This window comes from Sphingomonas sp. PAMC 26605 (assembly GCF_000241485.1).
In the GTDB taxonomy this organism is placed as follows: domain Bacteria; phylum Pseudomonadota; class Alphaproteobacteria; order Sphingomonadales; family Sphingomonadaceae; genus Sphingomonas.
Window position 1 is genome coordinate 3,437,843 of sequence record NZ_JH584241.1, and the last position, 11,029, is coordinate 3,448,871.

The 11,029-nt window shown below is 68.6% G+C and carries 9 protein-coding genes and 1 tRNA gene; 3 read left to right on the forward strand and 7 right to left on the reverse strand.

Features of this window, described 5'->3' with window-relative positions; translation table 11 throughout:
- Positions 1-51: 51 nt before the first annotated feature.
- Positions 52-1,938: a sulfate adenylyltransferase subunit CysN gene (cysN, locus tag RH90_RS15925; RefSeq protein ID WP_029625373.1), complete on the forward strand. Its 1,887-nt coding sequence runs from the start codon at positions 52-54 to the stop codon at positions 1,936-1,938.
- The gene (locus RH90_RS15930; protein ID WP_010186980.1) at positions 1,935-2,690 is read left to right on the forward strand and encodes a 3'(2'),5'-bisphosphate nucleotidase CysQ; all 756 of its coding nucleotides are present in this window, start codon (positions 1,935-1,937) and stop codon (positions 2,688-2,690) included. The genes cysN and RH90_RS15930 overlap by 4 nt, the downstream gene beginning before the upstream one ends.
- A gap of 196 nt (positions 2,691-2,886) precedes the next feature.
- Here RH90_RS15930 and RH90_RS15935 read toward each other — a convergent pair.
- Positions 2,887-2,963, reverse strand: a tRNA-Arg gene (locus RH90_RS15935).
- Positions 2,964-3,046: 83 nt separating this feature from the next.
- Here RH90_RS15935 and RH90_RS15940 point away from each other — a divergent pair.
- On the forward strand, positions 3,047-3,568 hold the full coding sequence (locus RH90_RS15940) for a hypothetical protein (RefSeq protein ID WP_010186981.1): 522 nt from the start codon (positions 3,047-3,049) through the stop codon (positions 3,566-3,568).
- Here RH90_RS15940 and RH90_RS15945 read toward each other — a convergent pair.
- The 6 genes from RH90_RS15945 to RH90_RS15970 all read right to left on the reverse strand — a co-directional run.
- Complete coding sequence (locus RH90_RS15945; RefSeq protein ID WP_010186982.1) at positions 3,565-5,781, reverse strand: fused MFS/spermidine synthase; 2,217 nt, start codon at positions 5,779-5,781, stop codon at positions 3,565-3,567. The genes RH90_RS15940 and RH90_RS15945 overlap by 4 nt on opposite strands.
- Positions 5,778-6,314, reverse strand: a complete 537-nt coding sequence (locus RH90_RS15950) for a GNAT family N-acetyltransferase (RefSeq protein WP_010186983.1) — start codon at positions 6,312-6,314, stop codon at positions 5,778-5,780. Before RH90_RS15950 ends, RH90_RS15945 begins: the two co-directional genes overlap by 4 nt.
- Positions 6,311-6,847, reverse strand: coding sequence for a GNAT family N-acetyltransferase (locus tag RH90_RS15955; RefSeq protein WP_010186984.1), 537 nt, complete (start codon positions 6,845-6,847; stop codon positions 6,311-6,313). Before RH90_RS15955 ends, RH90_RS15950 begins: the two co-directional genes overlap by 4 nt.
- A complete protein-coding gene (hemB, locus tag RH90_RS15960) occupies positions 6,844-7,836 on the reverse strand; it encodes a porphobilinogen synthase (RefSeq protein ID WP_010186985.1) in 993 nt (330 codons plus the stop codon). Before hemB ends, RH90_RS15955 begins: the two co-directional genes overlap by 4 nt.
- Before the next feature lie 231 nt (positions 7,837-8,067).
- Positions 8,068-9,558, reverse strand: coding sequence for an MATE family efflux transporter (locus RH90_RS15965; protein ID WP_010186987.1), 1,491 nt, complete (start codon positions 9,556-9,558; stop codon positions 8,068-8,070).
- A 157-nt stretch (positions 9,559-9,715) separates the two neighbouring features.
- Positions 9,716-11,029: class I tRNA ligase family protein (locus tag RH90_RS15970; protein ID WP_232280371.1), on the reverse strand; the 1,314-nt coding region annotated here is incomplete at its 5' end.

Genomic DNA, 11,029 nt, shown 5'->3' on the forward strand with positions numbered 1-11,029 from the left:
CCTCTCCCCAGCCCTCTCCCCGGAGGGGAGAGGGAGTATCGTCCCGACGCGCTGATCGCGTCGGACATCCATGCCTATCTCCTCCAGCACCAGCACAAGTCGCTGCTCCGCTTCATCACCTGCGGTTCGGTCGACGACGGCAAGTCGACGCTGATCGGCCGCCTGCTCTACGACAGCCGCGCGATCTTCGCCGACCAACTGTCCGCGCTCGAAGCCGACAGCAAGCGCGTCGGCACGCAAGGCCAGAACATCGACTTCGCGCTGCTGGTCGACGGCCTCGCCGCCGAGCGCGAGCAGGGCATCACGATCGACGTCGCCTATCGCTTCTTCGCGACCGAGAAGCGCAAGTTCATCGTCGCCGACACCCCCGGCCACGAGCAATATACCCGCAACATGGTGACCGGCGCCTCGACCGCCGACGCCGCGGTGATCCTGATCGACGCGCGCAAGGGCGTGCTCCCGCAGACGCGGCGCCACAGCTTCCTCGTCCAGCTGCTGCGCCTCCGTCACGTGGTGCTCGCGGTCAACAAGATGGATTTGGTCGATTACGATCAGGATGTGTTCGAAACGATCGTCGCCGACTATCGCGCCTTCGCCGACGCGATCGGCATCGCGCAGTTCACCGCGATCCCGATCTCGGGCTTTGCCGGCGACAATGTCGCAACCCCGTCCAGCGCGATGCCGTGGTACGACGGCCCGACGCTGATCGAACATCTCGAGACGATCGATGTCGAGGCCGATGCCGCGCAAGCCCGCCCGTTCCGCCTGCCAGTGCAACGAGTCAACCGCCCCGACCTCGATTTCCGCGGCTTCTCCGGCCTGATCGCGAGCGGCAGCGTGCGCCCCGGTGATGCGGTGCGCATCCTGCCCTCGGGCCGCACCACGAGCGTCGCGCGGATCGTGACGATGGACGGCGACCTGCCCGAAGCCGTCGCCGGCCAGTCGGTCACGCTGACGCTCGCCGACGAGGTCGATTGCTCGCGCGGCGACGTCATCGCGCTCGCCGATTCGCCGCCGCAGGTCGCCGACCAGTTCCGCGCGACGCTCGTCTGGATGTCCGAAACACCGCTGCTGCCGGGGCGCAGCTATTGGCTCAAGCTCGGCACGCAGACCGTCGGCGCGACCGTCCAGGAGCCGCGCCACGCGATCGACGTCGCCACGCTCGCCGAACTGTCGGTCAAAACGCTCGGGCTCAACGATATCGGCGTGGCCGAAGTCTATACCGATCGCGACGTGGTATTCGAGCCCTTCGCCGACGGCGCCGACCTCGGCGGTTTCATCCTGATCGACCGCGCGACCAATGCGACCGTCGCCGCAGGGATGCTCGATTTCGCGCTGCGCCGTGCGCAGAACGTCCATTGGCAGGCGATCGACATCACGAGCGCCGCGCACGCGCAGCAAAAGGGCCAGGTGCCGCGGTTGCTGTGGTTCACGGGGCTGTCGGGCTCGGGCAAGTCGACGATCGCGAACCTCGTCGAGAAAAAGCTGTTCGCGCTCGGCCGCCACAGCTTCCTGCTCGATGGCGACAATGTGCGGCACGGGCTCAACAAGGATCTCGGCTTCACCGATGCCGACCGGGTGGAAAACATCCGCCGCATCGGCGAGGTCGCCAAATTGATGACCGACGCCGGGCTGATCGTCCTCACCGCCTTCATCTCGCCGTTCCGCGCGGAGCGCGAGATGGTGCGCGCGATGCTGCCCGATGGGTTCGTCGAGATCTTCGTCGATACCCCGCTCGCCGAGGCCGAGGCGCGCGACGTGAAGGGCCTCTACGCCAAGGCGCGCGCCGGGCAGATCGCCAACTTCACCGGCATTTCGAGCCCGTACGAGGCGCCCGAGCGCCCCGACATCCGGATCGACACGACGCGCGAGAGCCCCGAGGCGGCGGCAGAGCGGATCGTCGAGCATATCATGGGCGTATGGACCCCCGATCTATGAGCAACCAGACCGACGCCCAACTCGCCCGCTCGGTCGCGCTCGCGGCGGCGGAGGTGTTGCGCAACCTGTGCGTGACGGGCGCCTGTGCCGATGCCGAATTGGGGGACCGCGGCGACAGCGATGCCAACGCGCTGATCCTGCGCCTGCTGCGGGCCGCCCGGCCCGACGACTATATTCTGTCGGAAGAAGCCGCCGACGACGGTCTGCGCTGCGCGGCGCGGCGCGTGTGGGTGGTCGATCCGCTCGACGGCACGCGCGAGTTCCGCGAACGGCGCGAGGATTGGGCGGTGCATATCGGCCTCGCGATCGACGGCGTGCCGGTGACGGGCGCGGTCGCGCTGCCCGCCGCACACCGCGTGTTCGTGACCGACGACGCGCCGCCGGCCTTCGCCGCTGCCCAGCAGCGCCCGCGGATGGTGATCAGCCGCTCCCGCGCGCATCCGCTGGTCCTTGCGGTCGCCGAGGCGATCGGCGCGGAGCTCGTGCCGATGGGCTCGGCGGGCGCGAAGGCGATGGCGGTGGTGCAAGGCGATGCCGAGATCTACCTCCACGCCGGCGGGCAATATGAATGGGACAATTGCGCGCCCGTCGCGGTCGCATTGGCGGCCGGCCTGTTCGCGTCGCGAATCGATGGCAGCCCATTGGTCTACAATTGCCGCGACCCGCTGCTCCCCGATCTGCTGATCTGCCGCCGCGAATATGCCGAGGACGTGCTGGCGGCGGTTGCCGCAGCCACGCACCTGCTGCCCTAGCCCCACCCGTCACCCCGGGCTCGTCCCGGGGTCCACCATGACGCACGACATGCCTGCGAAGCACGCGCGGCACGGTGGGCCCCGGCACAAGGCCGGGGTGACGGTCTTGTGCGCCGCGCGGGCCACCGCCCCCAAAACGCAGAAAAGCCGGGACATTCCTGTCCCGGCTGATCGCCCGCCGATCGGCGGTAAAAGGTGGTGCACCCAGAGCGATTCGAACGCCCGACCCTCAGATTCGTAGTCTGATGCTCTATCCAGCTGAGCTATGGGTGCAGTGGAGTGGCGCTGTTAGCGGCGTCTTTCGGGGGACGCAAGGGCGTTGCGTCACCTTTCTTGCCGGCATAGAGAATTTTGCGATGACCCTGCCGCTTTTACCCGCCCGCCCCGCCGCTTTCGCGCTGGCCCTCACCGTTCTGCTCGCCGGTTGTGCCGCGCAGACATCGACGCGCTATCCCTCGCTGCTGCCACGCGCGATCGAATCGCGCAGCGATGCCGAGCCCGAAACGCCGATCGCGCTCGCCGATCCCGAACCCTCGACCGATTCGGCACTCGCCGAACTGAACAAGACGCTCGAGCAGACCGCGACCGAATTCGCCCCGGCCGCGGTACGCGCCGAGCGGCTGGCCAACGCCGCCAAGGGCGACGCGCCGGGCGGCGAACGCTGGATCGCCGCACAGACCGCGCTCGCCGAGCTCGACGGCTATCGCGCGACCACCTCGGCCACGCTTTCGGCGGTCGATACGATGGCGTCGGACCGGATCACCGCCGGCAAGCCCGAATATCCCGCGATCGCGACGCTCCAGACCGCCGCCGAGGCGGCGTTCGAGACGCAGAGCGCGCGCATCGCCGGGATCGCGGCGAAGCTGCCCGGCGCCTAGCGCAGCGTCTTGAGCAGCGGCAGGATCGTCGAATAGTCGTCGCTCCACGGCGTGAATCCGGGACGCAGCGCAACGGGTCGCCAGGCCGGATTGCCGTGCTGCAACGTCGCGATCACCTGGGGGTCGTGCGACAGCGCGATCCATTGCGACATGGTCGCGGCGGGCGTGTCGCCCCGGACCGGGCGATAGAAGAGCTGCACCGCATGCCATTTCCCGACCGCCGCGGCCCCTGCGACCACCGGCTCGAGATCGAGGAAGCGGTTCGATATATGCACCATCAGCAGCCCGCGCGGCGCGAGCGCCCGCGCGTAATTCGCAAAGGCTTCGCGCGTCATCAGATGCATCGGCACCGAGTCGGACGAGAAGGCATCGAGCGCGAGCAGATCGAGCGATTCGGGCGCGATGTGGGCAAGATTGATCCGCGCATCGCCGAGCACGACGCGCGCGCCGGGCAGGCATCGCGACAGGAAACTGAATCGCGCCCGCGCGATCCGGGCGATCGCCGGGTCGATCTCGTAGAAGCGCCAGTCCTGGCCGGGCCGCGCGTAGCAGGCGAGCGTTCCCGCTCCCAGCCCGACGACGCCGATCCGCGCGACGGGGCCATACAAAGCCGGCGCCGCCTGCATTGCCTGCCCGATCCCCGAACCCGGGACGTAATAGGTCGTCGGGAGCCGCTCGCGCGCCGGGGAGCCCAGCTCCTGCGTGCCGTGAACCGTCGTGCCGTGCGCGAGTTGTCGCTCGCGAGCATTGCCGCGGACGGTATAGATGCCGAAATAGCTCCGCGTGCGCGCACCGGGCTCGAGCGAGATCACCACCGCGCGATACCCGCCGAACGCGATCAGCGAGCCGAGTAAGGCGATACCGAACGCGCGACGCGATCCGATCGCGACCAACCCGACCCCGACCATCACGAGCAGCGCGACCTGCTGCATCGGCCCAGGCCCATCGACCGGCGCGGGATAGGCAAGGACCAGTGCGACCAATGCGGTGACGACGATCGCCACGCCGTACAGCAGGATCCGCCGCCGCTGCGCGCTGCCCTCCCACAACCGCGCGACGAGACCGAGCAAGGCGCGTTGCGGCACGAGCAGCCCCGCTGCGAGGAGCAGGATCGGATATTCATAGGTCCAGTCGAACAGCAGCGGCGCGAGCAGCGCCGAGAACACCCCACCGAGCGCGCCGCCGACCGACATGGCGAGATAGAATCCCGTCAGCCGGTCGGGCTCGGGCCGCAGCCGATAGAGCGCGGTATGGAGCGCGACCGAGACGAGGAACAACAGCGCCAGCGCCATGATCGCGCCGAGCATCGGCATCGCCGCCATCCCGCCGACGAGCAGGCCGCCGAACAGCAGGATCGCGATCGGCGCGATCCGCGTCTGCAGGTCGGCGGTGGTGCGCTCGCTCGCGAAGGCGATCGTGAAGCTCAGCAGATACAGCCCGAGCGGCAATACCCACAGCAACGGCATCGCGACGATATCGGTGGTGATCAGCGTCGAGGTCGCGAGCATCAGCCCCGACGGCACCAACGCCAGCACGATCCAGTGGGCGACGCGCCAGCGGCCCGGTGCCGGCGAGGTCGGGCGCGGCGCGGTGACGGCGGCGGGCCCACCGCGCGGCAGCGTCGCGGCACACAAGGCGACGAGCAACCCGACCAGTATATAGCCGCTGCTCCACAGAGCGCGCTGGCCATCGAGCGCGAAACCGGGCTCGACGAACAAGGGGTAAGCGATCAGCCCCGCAAAGCTGCCGAAGTTCGACGCGGCATAGAGCGCGTACGGATTGTCGCCCTGTCGCGTCAGACTGAACCAGCGCTGGAGCAGCGGCGCCTGCGCCGAGATCGCGAAGAACAACGGCCCGATCGACACGCCGAGCAGCCACGGCACCCAGATCGCGGGCTGCGCGGTCGGGCTCGGCTGGAGCGTGGTGAGGCCGATCGGCAGCCACAGTCCCGCGACGAGCAGCACGCCGAGATGCGTCATCGCCTGCGCGCGCGGGTTCATCCGGCCGAGCCAGTGCGCATAGCCGTACCCGGCGAGCAGCAGCGCCTGATAGACGAGCATCGCCGAATTCCACACCGCCGGCGCGCCGCCGAGCCGCGGCAGCGCCATCCGTGCGACCATCGGCTGGACGAGGAACAGCAGGAACGAACTCGCCAGGATGGTGAGCACGAACAGCGGCCGCGCGAGGCGCGCGGGAGCTCGGAGGGTCGTCATGCGGTCGGCCGATCGATGCGATAGAGGATGTGCCGGCGGAGCGGATCGCCGGGCGCAAGATTGGGATGATCGAAATCGCCGTCGACGACACGCGTCATGCCGATCCGCTCCATCAGGCCCCAGCTGCGCGTGTTGCGGGGCGTCGTGATCGCGACGATTTCGTCGAGCGGCGTATGCGTCCACGCCCAGTCGAGACACGCCAGCGCGGCTTCGCGCGCATAGCCTTGGCCCCAGCGTCCATGAGCAAGCCGCCAACCAATATCCGTCTGGCCAGCGATCGGCATCGGCGGCCGCTGCAGTTCAAGCCCACAAAAACCGATCACCAGCGCCGTCAGGCGATGCTCCATCGCCCAGTAGCAATAGCCGTACTGCGCCTGATCGGAGCGCTGGCGCGCCATTGCGGCCGCGACCTGTGCCTCGTCCTGCAGCGGTCCGATCGTGGCCATCACACGCGGGTCGCGGCAAATATCCAGCAGCTGCGGGAGGTCGTCGCGCTGCCACGGGCGAAGGATCAGGCGCTCGCTTTCGATCATGCTCGATCGACCGCATAGACGATCATGTCGCCGATCGGGTCGGCGGTGTCGAGAAAGCGCGGATGGCGGAAATCGAGCTCGGGCCGCCGCGTCATGCCGATGCGCCGCATCAGCCCCCAGGACGGCGCATTGCCAGGGTTGGTCCAGGCCGCAATCGTCGGCGCCGGCGTATTGGCCCAGCCCCAGTCGCGGCTCGCTTCGGCCGCCTCGCGCGCGATGCCCTGCCCCCAATACCGCTCGGCGATTCGCCAACCGAGCTCGTACATCCCATCGACCGGCGTGCCGGGATGCCCACCGATCCGCAACCCGCAGATGCCGGCAAGCGTGCCATCATTCCGCGTCTCGACCGCCCACATGCAGTGCCCGTCGGCTGCCTGTTTCGCCATCTGCGCGTCGATCAGCGCGTCGATCTCGGTGTTCGGGCGCACGCCGCCGAAATGCACCATCATCGCCGGCGTGTTGACGATGCGCGCGAACGCGGGCTTGTCGGCCTCGCGCCACGGCCGCAAGCGCAAGCGCGGCGTCTCGATCACGCGCCCAGCAAGCGCGCCGCGTGCGCCGCATGATAGGTCAGCACACCCGAGCAGCCCGCGCGCTTGAACGCCATCAGCGTCTCGAGCACCATCGGGTCGCGCTCGGCCGCCCCCGCCGCGACCGCAGCCTCGATCATCGCATATTCGCCGCTCACCTGGTACGCGAACACCGGCACCTCGAACGCCGCCTTCACCCGCGCGACGATGTCGAGATAGGGCAGCCCGGGCTTGACGATCACGCTGTCGGCGCCCTCGGCGAGATCGAGCGCGACCTCGCGCAGCGCCTCCTCGGCATTGGCCGAATCCATCTGATAGGTCTTCTTGTCGCCCTTAAGCAGCCCGCGGCTGCCGACCGCATCGCGGAACGGCCCGTAGAACGCGCTCGCATATTTGGCGGCATAGGACATGATCTGGACGTTGTGACGCGAGTCCCCCTCGAGCGCCTCGCGGATCGCGCCGATGCGCCCGTCCATCATGTCCGACGGCGCGATGATGTCCGACCCCGCCGCCGCCTGGTTGAGCGCCTGCCCAACGAGCGCGTCGGAGGTCGCATCGTTGAGCACATAGCCCGCCGCGTCGAGCAGCCCGTCATGGCCGTGGCTGGTATAGGGATCGAGCGCGACATCGGTCAGCACGCCCACTTCGGGCACCGCGTCCTTCAGCGCGCGCACCGCGCGGCACATCAGATTGTCGGGATTGAGCGCTTCCTCGCCCTTTTCGCTGCGCAGGTGGCCCGGGGTATTGGGGAACAGGGCGATGCACGGAATGCCGAGATCGCGCGCTTCGCGCCCCCGCGCGACGATCCCATCGACCGACCAGCGCGACACGCCCGGCAGCGAGGCGATCGGCTCCTCGACGCCCGATCCCTCGGCAATGAACAATGGCCAGATCAGGTCTGCAGGGGTGAGCACCGTCTCGGCGTAAAGCCGGCGGCTCCAGGCGGATGCGCGGGTACGACGAAGGCGAAGCGCGGGGTATTGAGCGGTCATGCCCCGCGTTCTGGAACCTCGCGCGGGCGCGCGCAAGCGCGTTAGCGTCGCGCGATCGAGCGGTTGGCGCGGACGCCGTCATCGGCGCGAGGTTGCCCCCCCGTCACCCCAGCAAAAGCTGGGGTCTCGAGCGGCCAACGCGGTACCCTCGAACCGGGAGACCCCAGCTTTCGCTGGGGTGACGGATGGGAAGCGACCTCGCGGGACTTCCGATCGACGATCCCCCCGCCGTCAGGCGCTCGGATGCAGCCGCCCCGCGGGTTCGGCCGAGCTCGGCACCTGTTCCTCGGCGCGCTCGGCGGGCACGACGAGCCGCTCGCTGCGCCAGCCGCCATAGCGATAATACCACAAAGCCATCGCGAAATTGGCGGACGAGCCGAGCGGAAAGCTCCACCACAGCGCATCGGCGTGGAGGCTCGGCTGGAAGGCGAGCGCGAAGCCGATCCGCACCGGATACATCGCGACGAACAGCATGATCAGCGGCGCCCACACCGCGCCGTTCGCGCGCACCGTCGAAAACAGCACCATCGTCATCCCGAAGATGATGAAGTTCCAGCTCGCCAGCAGCTGGATATGCCGCGCGATCGGGATCGCCGGGCTCGCGCTGCCGAGGAACAGCCCCATCACCGGCCGGTCGAACGCGATGATCGCGAGCACCATCGTCGTCGTCAGCACCGCGCTGAAGATCAGCCCGGCGCGGGTGATGCGATCGACCCGGTCCCAGAAGCCCGCGCCGATATTCTGCGCGGCCATGCTGCTCACCGCCGCACCGACCGCGAGCGCGGGCATCTGGATATAGGCCCAGAGCTGCAGCGACACCGCATAGGCGGCGGTGGTGTCGATCCCGTAGCGATTGACCAGCCCGGTCATGGTCAGCGCCGCCACCGACATGACGAGCATCTGCGCGCCCATCGGCAGGCCCTTCGAGAGGATCGTGCGGGTCAGCGCGAGGCTCGGGATCAGGAAGGACAGCTCGTGCCCGCGCAGCCGGATCGGCAGATCGCGCGCATAGATATACGCCAGCAGCCCGAGCGCTGCGACATGCGACGCGATCAGCGTGGCGGTCGCCGAGCCGGCGATGCCGAGCGCGGGCATGCCGAACCAGCCACGGATGAACACCGGGTTCAACCCGCTGTCGAGCAGCACGCTGAGCAGCGTGAACCATAAGGGCGTGATCGAATCGCCGATCCCGCGCAGCGCCATGCTGAGCAAGACCAGCAGCATCGAAGCGGGCAGCCCGAGGAAGATCACGCGCAGATAGGCGAGCGCGAGCGGCATCGCGCTCGGCGGCGTGGCGAGCACGCGCAGGATGTCGGGGGTGAAGATCCAGCCGATCGCCGCGACCACCACTGCGCCTGCCATCACCAGCCCGATCGACGCGCCGAATGCGCGGCGGGCCGCCTCGACGTCGCGCCGGCCGATGCTCTGGCCGATCAGGATGGTCGAGGCCATACCGAAGCCGAACACGAGCGCGAACATCAGGAACATGATCGTATTGGCATTGGCGGTCGCCGCGACCGCGCCCTCGCCGAGGAAGCGCCCGACCCAGATCGTGTTGATCGAGCCGTTGAGCGACTGGAGGATGTTCGAGCCGAGCGTGGGAAGCGCGAAGGCGAGCAGGGTCGCGGCGATCGGGCCGGTGGTCAGGTCGCGCTGCGTGGCTCCCCTCCCGCTCGCGGGAGGGGTTGGGGGTGGGGCCGTAATGTCCAAGGCGTCGCTCACAGGCCCTCCCCTAGCCCCTCACGCAAGCGGGAGGGGAATATGATCAAACTCGCCGCGCCACGACCATCCGTCGCCCCGGCGCAGGCCGGGGCCGCTGTGCTATGGGCACCCGGTGCGCACCACAGCCAGCGGCCCCGGCCTGCGCCGGGGCGACGGCCTAGCCCAGCCGGTGCAGCGCCGCCGTCAACCGCTCGGCCTCGGCGGACTTCTCGGCATGATCCGCGCGCGCCTTCTCAACCGCCTCGGGCTTCGCGCGTTCCACGAAGCTCGCATTGCCGAGCCGCCCGGCGAGCGCATCGCGCTCCTTGGTGGCGGCGGCAATGCCCTTGGTCAGCCGCTCGCGTTCGACGCCGAGGTCGATGATCCCCTCGAGCGGCAGCACGAAGGTCGCGCCATCGACCACCACCTGCAGCGCGCCACCACCGGGCGCATCTTGTACCACGCTCGCCCGCGCCAGCCGCGCGATCGCCGGCGCCTGCCGCTCGAGCCGTGCGAGCGTTTCCGCATCGGCGTCGCGGACGTGCATCTGCATCCGCGTACCCGGCGCGATGTTGACCTCGGTCCGCGCGGCGCGGATTTCCGACACCAATCGGATCAGCCAGTCGATTTCCTTGCTCGCCGCCGGATCGAGCGCGCGCGCATCGGCCATCGGCCATTTGGCGACGATCAGATCGGTCTCGCGCGGCCCCATCGCGTGCCACAGTTCCTCGGTGATGAACGGCATGAACGGGTGAAGCAGCACGAGAATCTGGTCGATCACCCAGCCCGCGACGGCGCGGGTTTCTTCCTCATCCCCCTCCCGCTCGCGGGAGGGGTTAGGGGTGGGCAGTCCCGCAGACGCGACGCTTGGTTCGACGTCCCCACCCCCGGCCCCTCCCGCAAGCGGGAGGGGAGACAGTACCGGCTTGATCAGTTCGAGATACCAGTCGCAGAAACGGCTCCACACAAACTGATAGACCGCATTCGCCGCACCATCGAAGCGCAGATCGGCGAGCGCGAGGTCGACCGCCTGGACGCAGGCGATCGTCTCGGCGATGATCCACTTGTTGACCGCGAGCTCGGCCGCGGGCGCTTCCATATGCGTACTCGCGACGATGCCGTTCGACTGTGCGAAGCGGCACGCGTTCCACAGCTTGGTCGCGAAGTTGCGATAGCCCTCGACGCGCTTCTCATCCATCTTGATGTCGCGGCCCTGGCTCTCCATCGCCGCCATGAAGAAGCGCAGCGCGTCGGCGCCATATTGGTCGATCAGCCCGAGCGGGTTGACGACATTGCCCTTCGACTTGGACATCTTCGCGCCATCGGCGGCGCGGACGAGGCCGTGGAGGTAGAGCTTCTTGAACGGCACATCGCCCATGAAGTGGATGCCCTGCATCATCATGCGGGCGTCCCAGAAGAACAGGATGTCGAAGCCCGAGATGAGCACGTCGTTCGGGTAGCGACCACCCAATTGAGGAGAAGGCGGGGTCTC

Coding starts and splice junctions, on each gene's coding strand:
- hemB (WP_010186985.1), bottom strand. CDS start 7,836: ATGACCGCTCAATACCCCGCGCTTCGCCTTCGTCGTACCCGCGCATCC.
- RH90_RS15930 (WP_010186980.1), top strand. CDS start 1,935: ATGAGCAACCAGACCGACGCCCAACTCGCCCGCTCGGTCGCGCTCGCG.
- RH90_RS15950 (WP_010186983.1), bottom strand. CDS start 6,314: ATGATCGAAAGCGAGCGCCTGATCCTTCGCCCGTGGCAGCGCGACGAC.
- RH90_RS15945 (WP_010186982.1), bottom strand. CDS start 5,781: ATGACGACCCTCCGAGCTCCCGCGCGCCTCGCGCGGCCGCTGTTCGTG.
- RH90_RS15940 (WP_010186981.1), top strand. CDS start 3,047: ATGACCCTGCCGCTTTTACCCGCCCGCCCCGCCGCTTTCGCGCTGGCC.